This window comes from Streptomyces sp. G45, from assembly GCF_049542095.1.
In the GTDB taxonomy this organism is placed as follows: domain Bacteria; phylum Actinomycetota; class Actinomycetes; order Streptomycetales; family Streptomycetaceae; genus Streptomyces.
This window is the reverse complement of the sequence record NZ_JBMUZU010000001.1, coordinates 6,984,351-7,005,714: the sequence shown is the minus strand read 5'-3', so window position 1 is coordinate 7,005,714 and position 21,364 is coordinate 6,984,351. Positions and strand designations below refer to the sequence as shown.

The 21,364-nt window shown below is 72.4% G+C and carries 19 protein-coding genes; 6 read left to right on the top strand and 13 right to left on the bottom strand.

Translation table 11 applies throughout. The features are described 5' to 3' along the window. The 8 genes from ACOBQU_RS29630 to ACOBQU_RS29595 all read right to left on the bottom strand — a co-directional run bounded on the left by ACOBQU_RS29630 (position 1) and on the right by ACOBQU_RS29595 (position 9,343). Entirely contained in the window at positions 1 to 1,212 is a 1,212-nt protein-coding gene (locus ACOBQU_RS29630; protein WP_423631191.1) for a phosphoglycerate kinase, read from the bottom strand. Positions 1,213 to 1,330: 118 nt separating this feature from the next. Beyond that, a complete protein-coding gene (gap, locus tag ACOBQU_RS29625; protein ID WP_423631189.1) occupies positions 1,331 to 2,338 on the bottom strand; it encodes a type I glyceraldehyde-3-phosphate dehydrogenase in 1,008 nt (335 codons plus the stop codon). Between the two features lie 254 nt (positions 2,339 to 2,592). Then, positions 2,593 to 3,582 (bottom strand): DNA-binding protein WhiA, encoded by a 990-nt coding sequence (gene whiA / locus ACOBQU_RS29620; RefSeq protein ID WP_282796983.1) that lies wholly within the window; start codon positions 3,580 to 3,582, stop codon positions 2,593 to 2,595. Next, entirely contained in the window at positions 3,573 to 4,589 is a 1,017-nt protein-coding gene (locus tag ACOBQU_RS29615) for a gluconeogenesis factor YvcK family protein (RefSeq protein WP_423631187.1), read from the bottom strand. The genes whiA and ACOBQU_RS29615 overlap by 10 nt, the downstream gene beginning before the upstream one ends. Further along, positions 4,586 to 5,521, bottom strand: a complete 936-nt coding sequence (gene rapZ, locus ACOBQU_RS29610; RefSeq protein WP_423631185.1) for an RNase adapter RapZ — start codon at positions 5,519 to 5,521, stop codon at positions 4,586 to 4,588. The genes ACOBQU_RS29615 and rapZ overlap by 4 nt, the downstream gene beginning before the upstream one ends. After that, positions 5,518 to 7,695, bottom strand: coding sequence for an excinuclease ABC subunit UvrC (uvrC, locus tag ACOBQU_RS29605; protein ID WP_423631183.1), 2,178 nt, complete (start codon positions 7,693 to 7,695; stop codon positions 5,518 to 5,520). Before uvrC ends, rapZ begins: the two co-directional genes overlap by 4 nt. Positions 7,696 to 7,841: 146 nt before the next feature. Next, positions 7,842 to 8,663 (bottom strand): hypothetical protein, encoded by an 822-nt coding sequence (locus ACOBQU_RS29600; protein WP_423631181.1) that lies wholly within the window; start codon positions 8,661 to 8,663, stop codon positions 7,842 to 7,844. A 5-nt stretch (positions 8,664 to 8,668) separates the two neighbouring features. Beyond that, positions 8,669 to 9,343, bottom strand: a complete 675-nt coding sequence (locus tag ACOBQU_RS29595; RefSeq protein ID WP_423631180.1) for a papain-like cysteine protease family protein — start codon at positions 9,341 to 9,343, stop codon at positions 8,669 to 8,671. 246 nt (positions 9,344 to 9,589) lie between these two features. Between ACOBQU_RS29595 and ACOBQU_RS29590 the strand changes: the two genes are divergently transcribed. Further along, on the top strand, positions 9,590 to 10,570 hold the full coding sequence (locus tag ACOBQU_RS29590; protein WP_423631179.1) for a hypothetical protein: 981 nt from the start codon (positions 9,590 to 9,592) through the stop codon (positions 10,568 to 10,570). 148 nt (positions 10,571 to 10,718) lie between these two features. On the opposite strand, the gene ACOBQU_RS29585 is transcribed toward ACOBQU_RS29590, so the two are convergent. Next, entirely contained in the window at positions 10,719 to 11,141 is a 423-nt protein-coding gene (locus ACOBQU_RS29585; protein WP_423631177.1) for a Rieske (2Fe-2S) protein, read from the bottom strand. 261 nt (positions 11,142 to 11,402) lie between these two features. Here ACOBQU_RS29585 and ACOBQU_RS29580 point away from each other — a divergent pair, with 261 nt between their 5' ends. Beyond that, positions 11,403 to 12,323, top strand: a complete 921-nt coding sequence (locus ACOBQU_RS29580; protein ID WP_423631175.1) for a carbohydrate kinase family protein — start codon at positions 11,403 to 11,405, stop codon at positions 12,321 to 12,323. Between the two features lie 19 nt (positions 12,324 to 12,342). Here ACOBQU_RS29580 and ACOBQU_RS29575 read toward each other — a convergent pair whose 3' ends face one another. Next, positions 12,343 to 13,203, bottom strand: coding sequence for a helix-turn-helix transcriptional regulator (locus tag ACOBQU_RS29575; RefSeq protein WP_423631174.1), 861 nt, complete (start codon positions 13,201 to 13,203; stop codon positions 12,343 to 12,345). A gap of 113 nt (positions 13,204 to 13,316) precedes the next feature. Here ACOBQU_RS29575 and ACOBQU_RS29570 point away from each other — a divergent pair, with 113 nt between their 5' ends. Next, on the top strand, positions 13,317 to 13,907 hold the full coding sequence (locus tag ACOBQU_RS29570) for a YceI family protein (protein ID WP_423631172.1): 591 nt from the start codon (positions 13,317 to 13,319) through the stop codon (positions 13,905 to 13,907). Positions 13,908 to 13,961: 54 nt separating this feature from the next. Here ACOBQU_RS29570 and ACOBQU_RS29565 read toward each other — a convergent pair whose 3' ends face one another. Beyond that, positions 13,962 to 14,762 (bottom strand): crotonase/enoyl-CoA hydratase family protein, encoded by an 801-nt coding sequence (locus tag ACOBQU_RS29565; RefSeq protein ID WP_423631170.1) that lies wholly within the window; start codon positions 14,760 to 14,762, stop codon positions 13,962 to 13,964. A gap of 209 nt (positions 14,763 to 14,971) precedes the next feature. Then, on the bottom strand, positions 14,972 to 18,058 hold the full coding sequence (gene uvrA / locus ACOBQU_RS29560) for an excinuclease ABC subunit UvrA (protein ID WP_423631168.1): 3,087 nt from the start codon (positions 18,056 to 18,058) through the stop codon (positions 14,972 to 14,974). Positions 18,059 to 18,287: 229 nt separating this feature from the next. Between uvrA and ACOBQU_RS29555 the strand changes: the two genes are divergently transcribed. Together ACOBQU_RS29555 and ACOBQU_RS29550 are read left to right on the top strand one after the other, a co-directional pair. After that, positions 18,288 to 18,980: a maleylpyruvate isomerase family mycothiol-dependent enzyme gene (locus ACOBQU_RS29555; protein WP_423631167.1), complete on the top strand. Its 693-nt coding sequence runs from the start codon at positions 18,288 to 18,290 to the stop codon at positions 18,978 to 18,980. Positions 18,981 to 18,990: 10 nt separating this feature from the next. Beyond that, positions 18,991 to 19,647 (top strand): MBL fold metallo-hydrolase, encoded by a 657-nt coding sequence (locus tag ACOBQU_RS29550; RefSeq protein WP_423631165.1) that lies wholly within the window; start codon positions 18,991 to 18,993, stop codon positions 19,645 to 19,647. Between the two features lie 68 nt (positions 19,648 to 19,715). Here ACOBQU_RS29550 and aroQ read toward each other — a convergent pair whose 3' ends face one another. After that, complete coding sequence (gene aroQ, locus ACOBQU_RS29545; protein ID WP_423631163.1) at positions 19,716 to 20,177, bottom strand: type II 3-dehydroquinate dehydratase; 462 nt, start codon at positions 20,175 to 20,177, stop codon at positions 19,716 to 19,718. Positions 20,178 to 20,260: 83 nt separating this feature from the next. On the opposite strand from aroQ, the gene ACOBQU_RS29540 reads away from it, so the two are divergent. After that, complete coding sequence (locus tag ACOBQU_RS29540; protein ID WP_423631161.1) at positions 20,261 to 21,334, top strand: S66 family peptidase; 1,074 nt, start codon at positions 20,261 to 20,263, stop codon at positions 21,332 to 21,334. Positions 21,335 to 21,364 lie beyond the last annotated feature (30 nt).

Below are 21,364 nucleotides of genomic sequence, written 5' to 3'. Positions count from 1 at the left end.
TCAGTTCTCCAGTGCGGCGAGGCCGGGGAGCGTCTTGCCCTCGAGGTATTCGAGGGAGGCGCCGCCGCCGGTCGAGATGTGGCCGAATGCGGTCTCGTCGAAGCCCAGGATCCGGACCGCGGCGGCGGAGTCGCCGCCGCCGACGACCGTGAAGGCCGGGGAGTCGATGAGCGCCTGCGCGACCGCCTTGGTGCCCTCGGCGTAGTCGGGGTGCTCGAAGACACCCATCGGACCGTTCCAGAAGACGGTGGCCGCGTCGGCGAGCTTCGAAGCGTACAGCTTGCGGGTCTCGGGGCCGATGTCCAGGCCCTCCTGGTCGGCCGGGATGGCGGTCGCGGCGACCGTGGTGGGGTTGGCCGGGGCCTTGGTCTTCAGGTCCGGGAACTCCGCGGAGACCAGCACGTCGACGGGGAGGACGAACTCCACGCCCCGCTCCTCGGCGCGCTTCAGATAGCCCTGCACGGCCGGGATCTGGTCCTCCTGGAGCAGCGAGATGCCGACCTCGTGCCCCTGGGCCTTGAGGAAGGTGTAGGCCATGCCGCCGCCGATGAGGATGCGGTCGGCCTTCTCCAGGAGGTGGTCGATGACGCCGAGCTTGTCGGAGACCTTGGCGCCGCCGAGCACGACCGCGTAGGGGCGCTTGACGTCCTCGGTGAGCTTCTTCAGGACGCCGACCTCGGTGGCGATCAGGTAGCCCGCGTAGTGCGGCAGCTTGCCCGGCAGGTCGAACACGGAGGCGTGCTTGCGGTGCACGGCGCCGAAGCCGTCGCCCACGTAGACGTCGGCGAGTTCGGCCAGCTGGTCGGCGAAGGCGCCGCGCTCGGCGTCGTCCTTGGCCGTCTCGCCCGCGTTGAAGCGCAGGTTCTCCACCACGGCGACCTGGCCGTCGGCGAGGCCCGCGACGACGGCCTTGGCGGACTCGCCGACCGTGTCCGTGGCGAACGCGACGTCGGCGCCCAGGAGCTCCCCGAGGCGCGCGGCGGCGGGGGCGAGCGAGAAGGCGGGGTCCGGGGCGCCCTTGGGGCGGCCCAGGTGCGAGGCGACGACCACGCGGGCGCCCGCGTCGGCGAGGGCCTTGACGGTCGGCACGACGGCGCGGATGCGGCCGTCGTCGGTGATGGTGGTGCCGTCGAGCGGCACGTTCAGGTCGGCGCGGACGAAGACCCGCTGGCCCGCGACACCGCTGGCGAGAAGTTCGTCGATCGTCTTCATAGAGGGGCTGCTCCTGGTCAGAGGTCTGTGGCGTACGAGACGTACAACAGGGTCCGGACGTTAACGGTCCGGACCCTGCTGCTCACATCTGGGTACCTGCTCTAGGCGCCCGGGCGCCTCAGAGCTGGCCGCCGACGAAGACCGTGAGGTCGACGAGGCGGTTGGAGTAGCCCCACTCGTTGTCGTACCAGCCGAGGATCTTCACCGAGTTGCCCTCCTGGACCATGGTCAGGGAGGAGTCGAAGGTGCAGGAGGCCGGGTCGCTGACGATGTCGGAGGACACGATCGGGTCCTCCGTGTAGTACAGGATGCCCTTCAGCTCGCCGTCGGCGGCCTTCTTGAACGCGGCGTTGACCTCGTCCTTGGTGACCTCGCGCTGGAGCTCGACGACCAGGTCCGTGGCGGAGCCGGTGGGGACCGGGACGCGCATGGCGATGCCGTCCAGCTTGCCCTTGAGCTGCGGCAGGACCAGGGCGGTGGCCTTGGCGGCGCCCGTGGTGGTCGGGATGATGTTCTCCGCGGCGGCGCGGGCGCGGCGCAGGTCCTTGTGCGGGAAGTCCAGGATGCGCTGGTCGTTGGTGTACGCGTGGACCGTCGTCATCAGGCCCTTGACGATGCCGAAGTTCTCGTCGAGGACCTTGGCCATCGGCGCCACACAGTTGGTGGTGCAGGAGGCGTTGGAGATGACGTGGTGGTTGGCCGCGTCGTACTTGTCCTGGTTGACGCCCATCACGATGGTGATGTCCTCGTCCTTGGCCGGGGCCGAGATGAGGACCTTCTTGGCGCCACCGGCGAGGTGCTTGGCGGCGTCCTCGCGCTTGGTGAAGATGCCGGTGGACTCGATCACGATGTCGACGCCCAGCTGGCCCCACGGGATGTCGGCGGGGTTGCGCTCGGACAGCACCTTGATGGTGTGGCCGTCGACGGTGATGGTGTCCTCGGTGTGCGACACCTCGGCCTTGAGGCGGCCCAGGATGGTGTCGTACTTGAGCAGGTGAGCCGTCGTGGCGGTGTCACCCAGGTCGTTGACAGCCACGATCTCGATGTCCGCACCCTGCTCAAGGAGAGCGCGGAAATAGTTGCGCCCGATGCGACCAAAGCCGTTGATGCCTACGCGGATCGTCACGAACCGATCTCCTCGTTGGTACGCCGGTCTGAGACGCCGGCGAGATGTATTGGGATGTCCCCGACCGCTTCCGACCCTACCTCTCCACAAGGCTCGGGGTGACATCGAGTGGCCCCACGGAGGCAATACTGTCCGGTAGTGATAATCGCCACCCCCGTCACCGCGCTCACTCGTTTCACAGCGCGCACGAGTGAGCGCGAAACCCCGGGATTTCGGCGCGGGAGGGGCCCTGGGAGCCCCTTTCTCAGGCCGCCTCAGACCGCGAGGTTGTCGGCCATCTCCTCTGTGAGGTTCGACTCAGTGCCGGGGATGCCCAGGTCCTGGGCCCGCTTGTCGGCCATGGCGAGCAGGCGGCGGATGCGGCCCGCGACGGCGTCCTTGGTCAGCGGCGGGTCGGCGAGCGCGCCCAGCTCCTCCAGGGAGGCCTGCTTGTGCTCCATGCGCAGGCGTCCGGCGGCCGCCAGGTGCTCGGGCACCTCCTCACCCAGGATCTCCAGGGCGCGCTGCACCCGGGCGCCCGCCGCGACGGCGGCGCGGGCCGAGCGGCGCAGGTTGGCGTCGTCGAAGTTGGCCAGGCGGTTGGCGGTGGCGCGCACCTCGCGCCGCATCCGCCGCTCCTCCCAGGCGAGCACCGACTCGTGGGCGCCGAGCCGCGTCAGCAGGGCACCGATCGCGTCACCGTCACGGACGACGACGCGGTCCACGCCGCGCACCTCGCGGGCCTTCGCGGCGATCTGGAGCCGCCGGGCCGCGCCGACCAGGGCGAGCGCGGCCTCCGGGCCCGGGCAGGTCACCTCAAGGGAGGAGGAGCGGCCGGGCTCGGTCAGCGAGCCGTGCGCGAGGAAGGCACCGCGCCAGGCGGCCTCCGCGTCGCAGGTGGCCCCCGAGACCACCTGCGGGGGCAGGCCCCGGATGGGGCGGCCGCGGCCGTCGACCAGACCGGTCTGGCGGGCCAGCTGATCGCCGCCCGCGACGACCCGCACCACGTACCGGGAGCCGCGGCGCAGGCCGCCCGGGGCCATCACGATCAGCTCCGAGCCGTGCCCGAAGATCTCCAGGATGTCCCGCTTGAGGCGGCGGGCCGCCATCGCCGTGTCCAGCTCCGCCTCGATCACGATGCGGCCGCTGACCAGGTGCAGTCCGCCCGCGAACCGCAGGATCGCCGAGACCTCCGCCTTTCTGCAGCAGGTCCGGGTGACGGGGAGCCGGGAGATCTCGTCCTTCACCGCTGCCGTCATCGCCATGGGCCGATCCTTCCATGCATCCGAAAAATACGGTCGTACGCGGCGGCCAGCAGCTCCGGGTCGTGCTTGGGGCTGCCGTCCTCGCGGGCCACCGGAGCCAGCTCCACCGTGGCGCCGAACCGCTTGGCGGCGTCGGTCAGGGATCCACGATCGGGCACGGCGGCCTCGTCGGCCAGCACCACGTCCAGGGCGAGTTTAGGGGCGTGTCGGGCCAAAACCTCCAAATGACGCTGCGGGGAGAAGCCTTCGGTTTCTCCGGGCTGCGGCGCGAGGTTCAGTGACAGGACCCGGCGGGCCTTGGTCTCCGTCAGCGCGTCGAGCAGCTCGGGGACGAGCAGGTGCGGGATGACCGAGGAGAACCAGGAGCCGGGGCCGAGGACCACCCAGTCGGCGTCCAGGACGGCGGCGACGGCCTCCGGGACGGCGGGCGGGTCCTGCGGCACCAGGTGCACGGACTGCACCTCGCCGGGGGTGAGCGCGACGGTGGCCTGGCCGCGCACGGTGTCCACGTCGTCCGGGCGCTCGGGATCGTGGCCCTTGACCAGCGCCTGGAGCTCCAGGGGCACCGCGGACATGGGCAGCACGCGCCCGTGCGCGCCCAGCAGCTTGCCGACCAGGTCCAGGGCCTGGACGTGGTCGCCGAGCTGCTCCCACAGGGCCACGATCAGGACGTTGCCCACGGCGTGCTCGTGCAGGTCGCCACGGGACTGGAAGCGGTGCTGGATGACGCGCGCCCAGGTCTGGCCCCAGTCGTCGTCGCCGCACAGCGCGGCGAGGGCCTTGCGCAGGTCGCCGGGTGGGAGCACGCCCAGCTCCTGGCGCAGGCGGCCGCTGGAGCCGCCGTCGTCGGCCACGGTGACGACGGCGGTGAGGTCTCCGGTGATGCGGCGCAGGGCGGCGAGCGAGGCGGACAGGCCCATGCCGCCGCCGAGGGCGACGACCTTGGGCTGGGCGCCCCGCTTGCGGCCCAGGCGGTTCAGACGGAGCACCCGGCGGTTGGGCTTCATTCGCGCCCCATGTCCCGGTGGACGATGACCGTCTCCACCCCGGCGGCGGACAGCCGGGCGGCGAGCTTCTCGGACGTGGCCACGGAGCGGTGCTTGCCGCCCGTGCAGCCGACGGCGATGGTCACGTACCGCTTGCCCTCGCGGCGGTAGCCCGCGGCGATCAGCTGGAGCAGTTCGGTGTAGCGGTCGAGGAACTCCTTGGCGCCGGGCTGGTTGAAGACGTACGCCGAGACCTCCTCGTTCAGGCCGGTGTACGGGCGCAGCTCGGGGACCCAGTGGGGGTTGGGCAGGAAGCGCATGTCGACGACGAGGTCGGCGTCGACCGGCAGGCCGTACTTGAAGCCGAAGGACATGACGGTGGCCCGCAGCTCGGGCTCCTCGTCGCCCGCGAACTGGGCGTCCATCTTGGCGCGCAGCTCGTGCACGTTCAGGCTGGAGGTGTCGATCACCAGGTCGGCGTCGCCGCGCAGCTCGCGCAGCAGCTCGCGCTCGGCGGCGATGCCGTCGACGATGCGGCCGTCGCCCTGGAGCGGGTGCGGGCGGCGCACCGACTCGAAGCGGCGCACCAGGGCGTCGTCGGAGGACTCCAGGAAGACGATGCGCCGGGTGACGTGCTTGGCCTCCAGGTCGGCGAGGGACTCGCGGAGGTTGTCGAAGAAGCGGCGGCCGCGCACGTCGACGACGACGGCGATGCGGGCCACGTTCCCCTGGGAGCGGGCGCCCAGCTCCACCATGGTGGGGATCAGGGCGGGCGGCAGGTTGTCCACGACGAACCAGCCGAGGTCCTCCAGGCACTTGGCCGCCGTGGAGCGTCCGGCGCCTGACATGCCGGAGATGATCACCAGCTCGGGGATCGCCGCCTCGGCGGCCTCCCCTGCTTCGATGGTGGTGCCCGTACTCACCTGTGTGCCGCCTTCGTCGTGCTCGCTCATGTCTCCGTCCCCCGTCGTGGTTCTTCGGCGCCCACGCGCGTGGGCGCCGTGCTGTCGCTCGGGGCCGCGGTCGGTGCGGGCCCCTCGCCGTTCTCCGGGTGCCCCGCCGTCGCGGGGTCTCCGGTGGGGATCGAGTCTCCCGCCCCCGCGGGGTCCTCGTCCTCCATGATCTCTCCTGTCGCCGTGTTCACGGCGGGGGCCGCAGGGGCCGCCTGGGCGAAGGCGGCGGCGATCGCCTCCGCCGTCTTGCGGCCGAAGCCCGGGACCTCGCAGATCTCGTCGATGGTCGCGGCCCTGAGCTTCTTCACCGAACCGAAGTACTTGATCAGGGCCTGTTTACGCGCGTCACCCAGGCCCGGAACGGCGTCCAGGGGGCTCGCCCGGAAGCGCTTGGCCCGCTTGGTGCGCTGGTAGGTGATCGCGAAGCGGTGCGCCTCGTCGCGGACGCGCTGGAGCAGATACAGGCCCTCGCTGGTGCGCGGCAGGACCACCGGGTCGTCCTCGCCGGGCACCCAGACCTCTTCGAGGCGCTTGGCGAGGCCGCAGACCGCGATGTCGTCGATGCCCAGCTCGTCCAGGGCCCGCTGGGCGGCGGCGACCTGCGGCTGGCCGCCGTCCACGACGACGAGCTGCGGCGGGTAGGCGAACTTCTTGGGGCGCCCGTCCTCCTCGGTGAGGCTCGCCCTGGCGTCCCCGGCGTCCCCGGCGGCCACCTCGGAGCCCCCGGCGTCCCCGGCGTCCCCGGTGTCCTCCGGGGACCACTCCCCCGTCCTCTCCTTCTCGGCGAGATACCGCTTGAAGCGGCGCGTGATCACCTCGTGCATGGACCGGACGTCGTCCTGCCCGGCGAAGCCCTTGATCTGGAAGCGGCGGTACTCGCTCTTGCGGGCGAGGCCGTCCTCGAAGACCACCATGGAGGCGACCACGTCGTCCCCCTGGAGGTGGGAGATGTCGTAGCACTCGATGCGCAGGGGGGCGCTGTCCAGCTCCAGGGCGGCGGCGATCTCCTCCAGGGCGCGCGAGCGGGTGGTGAGGTCGGAGGCGCGCTTGGTCTTGTGCAGGGCGAGGGACTGCTGGGCGTTGCGCGCGACGGTCTCCATGAGGGCCTTCTTGTCGCCGCGCTGCGGGATGCGCAGGGACACGTTCGCCCCGCGGCGCTCGGTCAGCCACTCCTGGACGGGTCCCGCCGGGTCGGGCAGCGCCGGGACCAGCACCTCCTTGGGGACGGCGTCGCCGCGCTCCTCCCCGTAGAGCTGCTGGAGGGCGTGCTCGACGAGGTCGCCGGTGGTGACGGCCTCCACCTTGTCCGTGACCCAGCCGCGCTGGCCGCGCACGCGTCCGCCGCGGACGTGGAAGATCTGGACGGCGGCCTCCAGCTCGTCCTCGGCGAGGGCGATCAGGTCGGCGTCGGTGGCGTCGGCGAGGACGACCGCGCTCTTCTCCATCGCCTTCCTGAGGGCGTCTATGTCGTCGCGCAGGCGGGCCGCCTTCTCGTACTCCATCTCCTCGGCCGCGTCCGTCATCTGGCGCTCCAGGCGCCTGATGTACGTCCCCGTGCGGCCGGTCATGAACTCGCAGAAGTCCTCGGCCAGTTGCCGGTGGTCCTCGGGGGAGATCCGGTCGACGCAGGGGGCGGCGCACTTGCCGATGTACCCGAGGAGGCAGGGGCGGCCGGTGCGGGCGGCGTTCTTGAAGACGCCCGCCGAGCACGTGCGCACGGGGAAGACGCGCAGCAGCAGGTCGACCGTGTCGCGGATGGCCCAGGCGTGGCCGTACGGGCCGAAGTAGCGCACGCCCTTCTTCTTCTGACCGCGCATCACCTGCACGCGGGGGAACTCCTCGTTCATCGTCACCGCGAGGTAGGGGTAGCTCTTGTCGTCGCGGTACTTGACGTTGAAGCGGGGGTCGTACTCCTTGATCCAGGTGTACTCCAGCTGGAGCGCGGCCGTCTCCGTGGCGACGACCGTCCACTCCACGGACGCGGCCGTGGTGACCATCGTGGCCGTGCGCGGGTGCAGGTTGGCCAGGTCCTGGAAGTAGCTCGACAGGCGCTGGCGCAGGCTCTTGGCCTTCCCGACGTAGATCACACGGCGGTGCTCGTCACGGAACCTGTAGACCCCCGGCGAGTCGGGGATCTGTCCCGGCTTGGGGCGGTAGCTGGAAGGGTCGGCCATGTCGGACAGCCTACTGGCGGGGTGTGACAGGCCGGGGCCCGGACGGTTCCTGGCGGGGGCGTCGCGGACCCGCCCGCCCCTCGCGGGGCGGGCGGGTGGGGCGGGTGGGACGGGTGGGAGACGCCCCGGCCGGAGGCCGGACCGCCTCAGCCGAGGCGGCGGGAGCGCCGCTTGACCAGCGCCACCCCGGACAGGCCGAGCGCGACGGCGGCCCCCGCTCCGGCCACGGAGGAGACGACGGTCACAGCCCCGTCGGTGGACGACGCCTCCGGCTCGGGGGCGGCCTCGGTGCCGTAGCCGCCCGCCTTGCCGGACTTGGCGTAGGCCGACCCCGGCAGCTTGTCCCCGTACGCCGCGTGGACCCGCTTCTGGTAGGCGGCGACCGTGGTGCCGTCGGCGCCGACGGCCCGTACCGCGTCCTGGTCGAGCGGCAGCACCCGCTCGCCCTTCTGCACGTACCAGGCGTTGATCTGCGGCTCGTGGAAGACGGTGCCTCCGGGGAGCTTTGCGGCGCCCGCGCGGGCGTAGCGGGTCTCGTCGTCGCCGGTGGCGATGTTCACGACCTGCCAGGAGCCGGACTGCTTGGCGGTCCACAGGGAGGCCTTCTGGCCGTCGGCGGAGACCGCCCCGCTGGCGAGGAACTCCAGGCGGGCGACCGGAGCGCCCTTCGTACCCGCGACGAAGTCCGGCGACAGGTAGTACACCGGCACCGCCGCGCCGGTGACGCGCGGCTCCGCGGCCTTCTTCGCGATCTTGCCGTCCCGGGCGAAGAAGCGGGAGAGGGTGTCCAGCGTCTTCGGAGAGGCGGCCGCGTCGTGTGCGGCGTCCCGGGTGGCCTGGGAGGGCGCGGGGGGCGCGGCGGGCCCGGTCCCGGCGCTCGCCAGGGGTGCTCCGAGGCCGAGCAGCAGGGCGGCGGCCGAGCCCGTGAGCGTGGCCTTCAGGAGGGTGCGGGGAACTCGACGTGTCATCGCTCTCACGCCCCGATCCGGTAGAGCGAGTGGGTCCAGGAGAAGGTGCCGTTGTTGACGTACCAGGAGTGCGACGCCCAGTTGTAGCGGTCGCTGGACGGCCAGGGGTCGCCCCAGTAGACCCAGCTGTTGGCGGTGTCGTACCCGTAGATGACGTGCATGTGGCCGCCGCCGTTGGACCACTGGATACGGGTCTCGACGGGCCGGTTGGCGTCGATCTCGCTCTGCACGGTCGGGTAGCGCAGCCAGCCGGTGACGTACGAGCCGGAGTTGACGCCCATCCAGTTCAGGGCCGTCTGCACGTTCCCGAGGGTGGCCTGGTTGTTGGGGCACTCGGTGTTCTGGCTGCGCCGGAAGGCGGCGTTGCAGAACTGGTTCTGGCTGTAGTTCTTGCCCAGGTACGTGGCGATGGTGTTGCCCGCGGCGGCCCAGCACCAGTTGGACTTCTGCTGCGCCTGCATCGTGATGTTCAGGCGCTTGGCGGCGAGGGCGGAGCGGGCGGAGGGGTCGGCGGCCCCGGGGGCCGGGGCGGCGGCGGGCGCCGGGGCGGCCGACGCGGAGGGCGGGCTGTCGTGCGGGGCCGCCGCGGCCGTGGCCGTCGGCAGCGCGAACAGGGCCGTCGCGGCGACGGCGAGCGCGGACAGCCGTCTGCGGCGGCTGAGCCTGCTGGTGGGGTGCATCGCGGTCCTCCCGAGCAAAGGTGGGGGCGATAGGTGGGGGGTGTGATGTGGAGGAGCGCGTCCGGACGCTGCGATTGAGCATCAAGTGTTGTCGGGAGCAGGTCAACACGCTTCAATGCGGAGGGGATTGAACCGTGAACAACAGCCCACCCCTGTGAACACCGCCCCCGCGCTCACCTGGTCGCCCGCTCTGACCGGGGCGTACGCGCCCACGGTCGGTGTGAACGTTCACAGAAAGGACCAGCGGTGCGGCACGCCCCTCCCCTCGCTCCCCACGCCACGGCCGTCGCGTCGTCCCCCGCGAAGGACATACCGGCGGACCTCGCCGCCGCCCTGCGCGCGGGCCCCTTCCACGTCGCCCTGCGCGCGGCGATCGCCGCGCGGCGGCTGCCCCTCCAGCGCGTGCGCCACCACCTCGCCCGGCACGGCGTCAGCGTCGGCGTGACCAGCCTGAGCTACTGGCAGCAGGGCGCGCGCCGTCCCCAGCGCGCCGAGTCCCTGCGTGCCGTACGCGCCCTGGAGGAGATCCTCGAACTCCCCGAGGAGTCGTTGATCCGGCTGCTCGCTCAGGCCGACGGGCCCCTGGAGGGCGAGCGTCCCGCCGCCCGCTCGTACCGCTCCCTGGTGGAGGCGTCCGACATCCTCCAGTCCCTGCTCGTCGAGCTGGAGTCGCCGCTCGACGGCGGCCTGCACACCATCGGCCACCACGAGCGCGTCCGCATCGGCGCCCGCCGCGAACTCCTCGGCCGCGACTCCGAGCACATCGTGCGCGCCCACCGCGACGGCGTGGACCGCTATATCGCCATCCACCACGGAGACCCGGGCTGCGCTCCGGAGCGCACGGCGGTGCTCGCCCTGGAGAACTGCCGCACCGGACGTGTGCGCTGGCACCACGACACCGGTGTGCTGGTCGCCGAGCTGCTCTTCGACGCGAAGCTGCGCGCGGGCGACACCCATATGTTCCGCTACGGCTTCGTGGACGGCACCGCCGGGGCGTCGAGCGAGTACTTCCGCTGCTTCAGCTTCGCGGGCGGCCAGTACGCCCTCCAGGTGCGCTTCACGGACGGCACCCTGCCGGTGCGCTGCCACCGCTTCACCCAGCACTCCGCCGCGGCCCCGCGCACGGGGCGCAGGGAGATGACCCTGAACGGCTGCCACCGCTTCGTCCACCTGGTGGAGCCGCAGGTGCGGGCCGGGATCGTGGGCGTGGAGTGGGACTGGGAGTGAGGGGCGCGGGGCGGCACGGGGCGCCGCACAGCGCGGGGTGCGGACCGGCGCGAGAGCGGGCCCCCGGCGCGGGGCGGGCCCCTGGCGCGGGGGCGCTGGAAGACGTGCGGGCGCTGGAAGACGCGCGGGCGCGGCCCGGCGCGCCGGGTTACGCCTCGGGCCCCGCCACGATCGTGCCGTTCTCCACCTTCACCCGCAGCTTCTTCAGCGGCGCCACCGCGGGCTCGTGCAGCACCTTGCCGTTCGTCGCGTCGAACTGGCTGCCGTGGCAGGGGCAGGTCAGCTTGCTGCCCTCAAGCCTGTTGATGGGGCACCGGGCGTGCGTGCAGATCGTGCTGTACGCGGCGTACTGGTCGTCGGTGATGCGGCTGACCACCACGTCGTGGTCGGTGTACAGCTTGGACTCACCGACCTTCACCTCGTCGGCGGGTCCCAGGTCCACCGGCTTCGTGGGCGCCGAGCGGTCGCCGTTCTTCGCGTCGGTGGAGCAGGCGGTGAGCCCGAGCCCGGCGGCCGGGGCGAGTGCGGCCGCGCGCAGCACGGTACGGCGGGCGTGGGGCGTGCCGGGCATGAAGTCTCCACAGGTCAGCGGCGTTCGGTGACGGATCAGACCCTACCGGTGCGGATCGTTCCGGCCGCGCTGGGCACCGGTGCGGCCGGGGCGCGTCGTCGCTCGCGCGGGCGGGGCGTGCCCGAGTGGGGCGTGCCGGTGCCCGAGTGGCGCCCGCCCCGCCCCGGCCCCTGGTACACGCCCTAGCCTGGGCGGAAGCGGGCGCCGGGGCCCCGGCCAGGGGGCCGCGGCCCGGGCCGGACGACCGGAAGGGAACCGTCAGTGATCGTCGTCGCAGGAGAGGCCCTGATCGACCTCGTACCGCAGGGCGGTGAGGGCGGCGCGGCGCTGCCGACGCTCGCGCCCCGGCTCGGCGGCGGGCCGTTCAACACGGCGGTGGCACTCGGCCGTCTCGGCTCCCCCGCCGCGTTCTGCTCCCGGATCTCGCGCGACGCCTTCGGTGAGGCCCTGCTCGCGCGGCTGCGGGCGGCGGGCGTCGACGTGTCGTCCGTACAGCGCGGCGAGGAGCCGACGACGCTCGCTGTGGCGTCGGTCGGCCCGGACGGCTCCGCGGGCTACTCCTTCTACGTCGAGGGCACGGCCGACCGGCTCTTCAGCGCCCCCGCGCGCCTGCCGGAGGGGGCGCGGGCGCTGTCCTTCGGGACGTGCTCGCTGGTCCTGGAACCGGGCGCGAGCGCGTACGAGGAGCTGCTGCGGCGGGCGGCGGCGCGCGGGGTCTTCACCGCGCTGGACCCCAACGTCCGCGCGGGTCTGATCGCCGACGCGGACGCCTACCGGGCCCGGTTCGCGAGCTGGCTGCCCTCGGTGTCGCTGCTGAAGCTGTCGGAGGACGACGCGCGCTGGCTGGGCGGCACGCCCAAGGAGTGGCTGGCCTCGGGGCCCACCGCGGTCGTGGTCACGCGGGGCGCGGCGGGCCTTTCGGTGTTCACGCGCGACGGCGGCGAGGTGGCCGTGCCGGGCGTCGCGGTCGACGTCGTGGACACCATCGGCGCGGGTGACACGGTCAACGCGGCACTCCTGCACGGGCTGGCCGCGCGCGACGCCCTGTCGGCGGGCGCGCTGGCGGAGCTGGGCGGTGACGCGTGGGCGGACGTCCTGCGCTTCGCGGCGCGCGCGGCGGCCGTCACGTGCTCCCGCGCGGGCGCGGAGCCTCCGTACGCGGAGGAGTTGGCCGGGGCGTAGACCGCGTCCGGCGGGCTCGTCAGCCGCCGACCGCGCGCAGGCCGCCCGGCTGGCGGCCGTTGAGCCGGTCGAGGGCGGCGGCCGTGGCCTCGTCGGCGGGCAGATGGACGAGCAGGCGCTGGCCGTCGATGTCGGGCAGCGCCAGCGTCTCGTACGCCAGGTTCAGGGCGCCGACCTCAGGGTGGGTGAAGCGCTTGACGCCGCTGCGCCGGGGCACGGCCGGGGCGCCCGTGGCGCGGTCGGCGAAGGGCGCTCCGGCGAGCACGGTCAGCTCGTCGACGAACCCCCGCACGTACCCGTCGATCAGCGGGGACTCGGTCCGCAGGTGCGCGACCTCGTCGTCGGCGACCTGGTCCCACTCGGGGAAGGCGTCGCGGGCGCGGTCGTCGGTGAAGACGAAGCGGACGACGTTGGGCCGGTCGCCGTCCAGCAGGCCGAGCGGCCGCGCGATCCGTTCGTACGCGGTCGTGTACGCGAGCACGTCGCTGAGCCGGTTGAGCAGGACCGCCGGGGTGGGCTCCAGGCGCTCGACGAGCTCCCGGACGGTGGGGCGCACGGTGCGCGCGGGCGGCGGGGCGTCGGCGCAGCACGGGTCCTCGGCACCGGAGTTGGCCTTGTCGAGGCGGCGCAGGTGGAGCCGCTCCTCCACGCTCATCCGCAGGGCGTCCCCGAGGGCGCCGAGCACCTGGGGCGACGGGTGGCGGTCGCGGCCCTGTTCGAGCCGGGTCAGGTACTCGACGCTGATCCCGGCGAGCGTGGCGACTTCGGAGCGGCGCAGTCCGGGAGTGCGGCGGCGCGGTCCCGTGGGCAGCCCCACCTCCGCGGGGGTGACCGCCTCTCGGCGCTCCCGCAGGAAGGCGCCCAGCTCGTTGTCGCTCACCGTTCGAACGTATCAGGGGGTCGGCCCGGCGCGCCGCCTCGGATCATGGCCCTGTCACTACCAGTCTCAGCCCGGCCTTCCTCCGCGCCCGCGGCCGTCGCAGGGTGGTCGGCATGAGCTTCGAAACCACTGAGACGACCGCCGACCGCACCGCGACCGCCGACAACCTGCCGCTGGCCCCGGGCCGGTGGGCCCTCGATCCGCTGCACTCGGCCGTGAACTTCACCATTCGCCACCTGGGCATCTCCAAGGTGCGTGGCCGGTTCGCCGAGTTCGACGCGGAGCTGGTGGTGGGCGAGACGCTGGCGGAGTCCGCGGTGAACGCCACCATCGCGCTCGCGTCGATCGACACGGGCAACCCGGACCGTGACGCCCATGTCCGCGCCTCCGACCTCCTCGACGTGGAGCGGCGGCCGACGATGGTGTTCCGCTCGACGCGGATCACGGGCTCGGGCGAGGACTGGACGCTGGAGGGGGACCTGACGATCGGCGATGTGCGGCGTCCGGTGTCGCTGGCGGTGGAGTTCGGCGGGGTGGGTGCCTTCGGGGAGTCGCGGCACGCCGGGTTCGAGGCGACGGGCGAGATCAAGCGCAGTGAGTTCGGGCTGACCTTCGCGCCCGGGCTGCTGGGCGAGGCCGTGAAGATCCAGCTGGACATGCAGTTCGAGGAGCCGGGGGCGGGCGGCGGTCAGGAGGGGGCGTAGCGGCCGCCCGTGGCGACCGCCGCCACCGCCACCGACTGCCTGCGTACCGCTCACTCAGCCGTCGCCGAAGGCGCCGTGCCGTCCCGCTCCGGCGGCGAACCGCGCGGCGCCTTCGGCCGCTTCGCCGAGCGCCTGCCGTCCGTGGCTCAACTCGACGGCCAGCGCTTCCTGTTCGGGCAGGCCGTGCTGTGCGCGGGCGGACAGCCGGTCGTGCCGCAGGCAGGTCTGGGGGAACGCGGCGATCTCGGCGGCCAGGCCTTCGGCGGCTTCGCGGGCCGTCCCGGCCGGGACGACGCGGTTGACCAGGCCCATGCCGAGGGCCTCGGCGGCGTCCACGGGGCGGCCGGTCAGGATGAGGTCCATGGCGCGTCCCTCACCGATGAGGCGCGGCAGCCTCACGGTGCCGCCGTCGATGAGCGGGACGCCCCAGCGGCGGCAGAACACCCCGAGGACGGCGTCCTCCTCGGCGACGCGCAGGTCGCACCAGAGCGCCAGCTCCAGGCCGCCCGCGACGGCGTGGCCGGAGATCGCGGCGATCACGGGCTTGCCCAGGCGCAGCCGGGTGGGCCCCATCGGCCCGTCGTTCTCTCCGTGCTCGCCGCTCTCGCCGCTCTCGCCGTTGACGTCCAGGACCGCGTTGCCGTCCGGTGTGCCGATGGCCTTGAGGTCGGCGCCCGCGCAGAAGGTGCCGCCCTCGCCCCAGAGCACGGCGACGGATGCGTCCGGGTCGGCGTCGAAGGCCCGGAAGGCGTCGGCGAGCGCGCGGGCGGTGGGCCCGTCGACGGCGTTCCGCGCCTGGGGGCGGGACAGGATGACGGTGGTGACGGGGCCTTGGCGCTCGCTGCGTACGGGCATGGGGGCAAGACGACCACGCGGGCCGCCCCGGGGCAAGGGTCGGTTCGAGGGCCCGTTCGAGCCCCGGGGGCCGCCGCCGGTCCGCCCGCTGAGAGCTGAGAGCGGACCGGCGGGGTGCGCCCCGAAGGGGCGCGGGGAACTGCGCGACCAGCCACGGGCGACGCGCGCGGGCGCCCGTGCCCGTGGGGCCCGCGGTGTCAGCGTGGCGCTCAGGCCTTGCGGCTCCGCGTCGCCTTCTTGGCCGCCGCCTTCTTGGTCACCGTCGTCTTCTTGGCCGCGGTGGCCTTCTTGGCGGTCGTCTTCGTGGCCGCGGTGGCCCGGGTCGCCGTGGTCCTGGCCGTCGCGGACTTGGTGACCGTCTTCTTGGCGGTCGCCGTGGCCGCGGCGACGGACTTCTTGGCGGCCGCCCGCTTCCTCGTACCCCGCGCCGGAGGCGCCCCGGCGTCGCTGATGCGGTCCGCTGCCACGATGTCCCGCAGGAACTTGCCGGTGTGGCTGGCGGGGACCCCGGCGACCTGCTCGGGGGTGCCCTCGGCGATGACGAGGCCGCCGCCGCTGCCGCCCTCGGGGCCCATGTCGACGATCCAGTCGGCGGTCTTGATCACGTCGAGGTTGTGCTCGATGACGATGACCGTGTTGCCCTTGTCGACGAGGCCGGACAGGACCGTGATCAGCTTGCTGATGTCCTCGAAGTGCAGGCCGGTGGTGGGCTCGTCCAGGACGTAGACCGTGCGGCCCGTGGACCGCTTCTGGAGTTCGCTCGCCAGCTTGACGCGCTGGGCCTCGCCTCCGGAGAGGGTGGGCGCGGACTGGCCGAGGCGGACGTAGCCGAGGCCGACGTCGTTGAGCGTCTTCAGGTGGCGGGCGATGGCGGGCACGGCCTCGAAGAAGCCGAGCGCCTCCTCGATGGGCATGTCGAGGACCTCGGCGATGGACTTGCCCTTGTAGTGGACGTCCAGCGTCTCGCGGTTGTAGCGCGCTCCGTGGCACACCTCGCACGGGACGTAGACATCCGGGAGGAAGTTCATCTCGATCTTGATGGTGCCGTCGCCGGAGCAGTTCTCGCAGCGGCCGCCCTTGACGTTGAAGGAGAAGCGGCCGGGCAGATAGCCCCGGACCTTCGCCTCCGTGGTCTCGGCGAACAGCTTGCGGACGTGGTCGAAGACTCCGGTGTACGTCGCCGGGTTCGACCGGGGGGTGCGGCCGATGGGCGACTGGTCGACGTGCACCACCTTGTCGACGAGGTCGTCGCCGTCGACGCGGGTGTGGCGGCCGGGGACGTTCCGGGCGCCGTTCAGCTCCCGGGCCAGGTGGGTGTACAGGATGTCGTTGACCAGCGTCGACTTGCCGGAGCCGGAGACGCCCGTGACGGCCGTGAGGACGCCGAGCGGGAAGGAGACGTCGATGTCCCGCAGGTTGTTCTCACGGGCGCCGTGCACCGTGAGCTGGCGCGTGGGGTCGGTGGGGCGGCGCACGTCGGGGACGGGGATGGCCTTCTTGCCCGACAGGTACTGCCCGGTCACGGACTTGTCGTTGGCGAGCAGTTCCTTGAGGGAGCCGCTGTGCACGACCTTGCCGCCGTGCTCGCCCGCGCCGGGGCCGATGTCGACGACCCAGTCGGCGACCTTGATGGTGTCCTCGTCGTGCTCGACGACGATGAGCGTGTTGCCCATGTCGCGGAGGCGGACCAGGGTCTCGATGAGGCGGTGGTTGTCCCGCTGGTGCAGGCCGATGGAGGGCTCGTCCAGGACGTAGAGCACGCCGACCAGGCCGGAGCCGATCTGGGTGGCCAGGCGGATGCGCTGGGCCTCGCCTCCGGAGAGGGTGCCCGCGGCGCGGTTCAGCGAGAGGTAGTCGAGGCCGACGTCGACCAGGAAGCGCAGCCGCTCGTTGACCTCCTTCAGAACGCGCTCGGCGATCTTCTTGTCACGGGCGGTGAGCTTCAGCTCGGCGAGGAAGTCCGCGCAGTCGCTGATCGACATCGCGGAGACCTCGGCGATGGACTTCCCCATGACCGTGACGGCGAGGACGATCGGCTTCAGGCGCGTGCCCTCACAGGTGGGGCAGGGCACCTCGCGCATGTACCCCTCGAAGCGCTCGCGGCTGGCGTCGCTCTCGGCCTCGCTGTGGCGGCGCTTGACGAAGGGGACGGCGCCTTCGAAGGCCGTGGTGTAGACCCGCTCGCGGCCGTACCTGTTGCGGTAGCGGACCTCGATCTGGGTCTTGTGGCCGTACAGCAGGGCCTTCTTGGCGCGCTGGGGCAGGCCCGCCCAGGGCATGTCCATGGAGAAGCCGAGGGCGTCGGCCAGGGCGCCGACGAGGCGGCCGAAGTAGTCCTTGGTGTGGCCGTGCGACCAGGGGTGGATGGCGCCCTCTTCGAGGGACTTGTCCTCGTCCGGGACGAGCAGCTCGGGGTCGACCTCCATGCGCGTGCCGATGCCGGTGCAGTCGGGGCAGGCGCCGAAGGGCGAGTTGAAGGAGAAGGAGCGGGGCTCCAGCTCTTCGAAGGAGAGGTCGTCGTACGGGCAGTAGAGGTGCTCCGAGTACATCCGCTCGCGCTCGGGGTCGCCCTCGGGGAGGTCGACGAAGTCGAGCACGACCATGCCTCCGGAGAGACCGAGGGCGGTCTCCACGGAGTCGGTGAGGCGGCGCTTGGCGCTGTCCTTGACGGTGAGGCGGTCGACGACCACCTCGATGGTGTGCTTCTCCTGCTTCTTCAGCTTGGGCGGGTCGGAGAGCTGGACCGTCTGGCCGTCGACCCGGGCGCGGCTGTACCCCTTGGTCTGGAGGTCGGCGAAGAGGTCGACGAACTCGCCCTTGCGCTCGCGCACCAGCGGCGACAGGACCTGGAAGCGGCTGCCCTCGGGGAGCTCCAGGACCTTGTCGACGATGGCCTGCGGCGACTGGCGCGTGATCGGGCGGCCGCACTCGGGGCAGTGCGGCTTGCCGATGCGGGCGAACAGCAGGCGCAGGTAGTCGTAGACCTCGGTGATGGTGCCGACCGTGGAGCGCGGGTTGCGCGAGGTCGACTTCTGGTCGATGGAGACCGCGGGCGAAAGGCCCTCGATGAAGTCGACGTCCGGCTTGTCCATCTGGCCGAGGAACTGGCGGGCGTACGACGAGAGCGATTCGACGTATCGGCGCTGGCCCTCGGCGAAGATCGTGTCGAAGGCGAGCGAGGACTTCCCGGAGCCGGAGAGACCGGTGAAGACGATGAGGGAGTCACGTGGGAGGTCGAGCGAGACGTTCTTGAGATTGTGCTCGCGCGCGCCACGGACGATGAGACGGTCGGCCACGCCGGTCCGCACCTTTCTTGAGAGAAGTGACAGGGGCGGGGCCCCCGTCGTTCACAGACTAGGGCGACCCACTGACAACGCCGGGCGGTTTCTCCGGTTCTCCGGTTCGAGGAACCCGGACCCTTCAAGAGTGCCCGATGCCGCGCTCGAGCTTATAGCACGGACATTCGATTTGCGGGGCTGGTCCATCGCCTTCACCCGAACGTGTGGCGGGGCTATCGTCGGGCCCATGATTGATCATGTGCGCGACCTGGCGTCAGTACGTGACGCGACCGACCGGCTGCTCTCGGCGGCCGCCGCCCTGGACGACACGGCCGCCGCCGAGCCGTCCCGGCTCCCGGGCTGGACCCGGGGCCATGTCCTCAGCCACCTCGCGCGGAACGCCGACGCGCTCGTGAACGTCCTGGCCGGGCGCCCCATGTACGCCAGCGCCGAAGCGCGCGACGCCGACATCGAGCGGGGCGCGCCGCGGCCCCTGGCCGAGCAGATCGAGGACGTGCGCCTGTCGGCGGCGCGCTTCCAGGACGAGGGGGCCCGTCCCGCGGACTGGTCCCGCACGGTGGAGCTGCGCAACGGCGTCACGGACTCGGCGTCCCGGGTGCCCTTCCGGCGCTGGATCGAGGTGGAGCTGCACCACGTCGACCTGGGCGTCGGATACGAGCTGGAGGACCTGCCCGGCGACTTCGTCGAGCGCGAGATCGACTTCCTCGCCTGGCGCTTCCTGGGGAACGCCGACGTACCGGCGACGCACGTCACCGACGGCACGCGCGCGTGGAGCACGGGCCGCGTCCAGGAGGGGGAGAAGCCGGAGGTCACCGTGAACGGCCCGGCGCCCGACCTGCTCGGCTGGCTCGCGGGCCGCCGTGACGGCGCCGCCCTGACCGTCGACGGCGGCCCGCTCCCGGCCCTCCCCCCGCTATAGGCTGGCTGTCATGACGTACAGCGGAGCGGTGACGGTCGGCGGGCCCGCGGATGTGCACGAGCTGCGGGACCTGATGATCTCGAAGGTCGCGGTCGGCCCGATGGACAACAACGCCTATCTGCTGCGCTGTCGGGCCACCGACGAGCAGCTCCTGATCGACGCGGCGAACGAGCCGGAGACCCTGCTGCGCCTCATCGGGGACGACGGCATCAGGGCCGTCGTCACCACGCACCAGCACGGCGACCACTGGCAGGCGCTCGCCGACGTGGTCGCGGCCACGGGGGCGCGGACGTACGCGGGCCGCGAGGACGCCGAGGGCATCCCGGTGCCGACGGACGTCCTCTTGGACGACGGGGACACGGTCACGTTCGGCCGGATCTCGCTCACCGCGCGCCACCTGGTGGGCCACACACCGGGCTCGATCGCCCTGGTCTACGACGACCCGCACGGCCACCCGCACGTCTTCACGGGCGACTGCCTCTTCCCCGGAGGCGTCGGCAACACCTGGAAGGACCCGGAGCGGTTCGCGAGCCTCATCGGGGACGTCGAGACGAAGATCTTCGGCGCGCTGCCAGACGAGACCTGGGTCTACCCGGGCCACGGCGGCGACACGACGCTCGGCGCGGAGCGCCCGCACCTCCAGGAGTGGCGCGAGCGCGGCTGGTGACTCCGTAGGGGCGGCGCCGTGACTCCGTAGCGCGGCGCCGCCTCTCCCCCGTGCGCGGGCCGGGGCCGTCAGGCGCCCTTGACCAGCGCCGCCACCCGCTCCACCCCAAACACATAGCCCTGCACCCCGCACCCCGCGATGACGCCGTCGGCGCGCTGCGAGACGTACGAGTGGTGCCGGAAGGCCTCCCGCTGGTGGATGTTGGAGATGTGGACCTCCACCACCGGCAGGCCGTCACAGGTGTTGAGCGCGTCCAGAATCGCGACCGACGTGTGCGAGTAGGCGGCGGGGTTGATGACGATGCCCACATGGTGCTCGCGCGCCTCGTGGATCCAGTCCACCAACTGACCCTCGTGGTTGGACTGCCGGAGGTCGACCGTCCCTCCGTGGGCCGCTGCCGCCTCGGCGCACCGGGCCTCGACGTCGGCGAGCGTGTCGGTGCCGTAGATCTCCGGCTGCCGCTTGCCCAGGAGGTTCAGATTGGGCCCGTTCAGGATCATGATCGGGGCGGTGGCGAGGGTGTGGGGCACAGGGACCTCCGTGCGTCGGGCTGCTGCTCACAGACGGTTTATCACGGTGCGCCCGCGCGGCGGCCGGCCCTAGGCTGCCGGGCATGACGACGCCTGCCGAGCCGCCGCGTCCCGTGTATCCGCCGAAGCCCGCGCCGGGCGACCGCATCGCGGTCGTCTCGCCGTCGGCGGGCCTGCCGGAGCTGTTCCCGCTCCCGTACGAGCTGGGTCTGGCACGGCTGCGCACGATGTTCCACCTGGAGCCGGTGGAGTACCCGACGACGCGCACGATGGGCGCGTCCCCGCGGCGGCGCGCGGAGGACCTGCACGCCGCGTTCGCCGACCCCACGGTGAAGGCCGTCATGGCGAGCATCGGCGGAGACGACCAGATCACCGTCCTGCCGTTCCTGGACCGGGAGTTGATCCGCGCCCACCCGAAGCCGTTCTTCGGGTTCAGCGACAACACGACCCTGCACGCGTTCCTGTGGCGGACCGGCATCGTCAGCTTCCACGGAGCGTCGGTGATGTGCGAGCTGGGGCGGCCGGGCGCCATGGCGGCGCGGACCGCCGACTCGCTGCGCGCCGCGCTGTTCATCCCGGGGCCGTACGAACTCGTGCCCGCCGACCGGTTCCGCACCGTCGACGTCCCCTGGGACGACCCGGCCTCCTTCACGGCCGAGCCGCAGACCGAGCCGGGCGGCGGCTGGCTGTGGCACCTCCCCGGAGCGACGGCCCAGGTCGTGGAGGGGCGCTCCTGGGGCGGCAACCTGGAAGTGCTGTCCTGGCTCCTGATGGCCGACCGCGAGATCGCCCCCGACCCGGCCGCGTACGACGGGCACGTGCTGTTCCTGGAGACGTCCGAGGACCTTCCGTCCGCGGTCGAGGTGTTCCGCGTCCTGCGCAACATGGGTGAGCGGGGGCTGCTCGGCCGCTTCGCCGCGCTGATCATGGGCCGCCCCAAGACCTGGAGCTTCGAGCAGCGCAACACCCCGGAGGAACGGGCCCGTTACGCCCGCGAGCAGCGCGAGGCCGTCCTGCGGGCGCTCGCTGCGTACGCCCCGGACACCATGGCGGTGTTCGACGTGGACCTGGGGCACACGGATCCGCAGTACGTGATCCCGTACGGCGGCGTGGTCCGGGTGGACGGACAGGCGCGGCGCATCACGGTCACGTACTGAAGCCGTCCCGTACTGAAGCCCGTCACGCGC

Excerpts from the sequence above, each read along its gene's own strand:
- ACOBQU_RS29630 (WP_423631191.1), bottom strand. The coding sequence starts at position 1,212 with ATGAAGACGATCGACGAACTTCTCGCCAGCGGTGTCGCGGGCCAGCGG.
- ACOBQU_RS29555 (WP_423631167.1), top strand. The coding sequence starts at position 18,288 with ATGATTGATCATGTGCGCGACCTGGCGTCAGTACGTGACGCGACCGAC.
- ACOBQU_RS29570 (WP_423631172.1), top strand. The coding sequence starts at position 13,317 with ATGAGCTTCGAAACCACTGAGACGACCGCCGACCGCACCGCGACCGCC.
- uvrC (WP_423631183.1), bottom strand. The coding sequence starts at position 7,695 with ATGGCCGACCCTTCCAGCTACCGCCCCAAGCCGGGACAGATCCCCGAC.
- ACOBQU_RS29540 (WP_423631161.1), top strand. The coding sequence starts at position 20,261 with ATGACGACGCCTGCCGAGCCGCCGCGTCCCGTGTATCCGCCGAAGCCC.
- ACOBQU_RS29550 (WP_423631165.1), top strand. The coding sequence starts at position 18,991 with ATGACGTACAGCGGAGCGGTGACGGTCGGCGGGCCCGCGGATGTGCAC.
- ACOBQU_RS29595 (WP_423631180.1), bottom strand. The coding sequence starts at position 9,343 with ATGCACCCCACCAGCAGGCTCAGCCGCCGCAGACGGCTGTCCGCGCTC.
- whiA (WP_282796983.1), bottom strand. The coding sequence starts at position 3,582 with ATGGCGATGACGGCAGCGGTGAAGGACGAGATCTCCCGGCTCCCCGTC.
- rapZ (WP_423631185.1), bottom strand. The coding sequence starts at position 5,521 with ATGAGCGAGCACGACGAAGGCGGCACACAGGTGAGTACGGGCACCACC.
- ACOBQU_RS29565 (WP_423631170.1), bottom strand. The coding sequence starts at position 14,762 with ATGCCCGTACGCAGCGAGCGCCAAGGCCCCGTCACCACCGTCATCCTG.
- ACOBQU_RS29615 (WP_423631187.1), bottom strand. The coding sequence starts at position 4,589 with ATGAAGCCCAACCGCCGGGTGCTCCGTCTGAACCGCCTGGGCCGCAAG.
- ACOBQU_RS29600 (WP_423631181.1), bottom strand. The coding sequence starts at position 8,663 with ATGACACGTCGAGTTCCCCGCACCCTCCTGAAGGCCACGCTCACGGGC.
- ACOBQU_RS29585 (WP_423631177.1), bottom strand. The coding sequence starts at position 11,141 with ATGCCCGGCACGCCCCACGCCCGCCGTACCGTGCTGCGCGCGGCCGCA.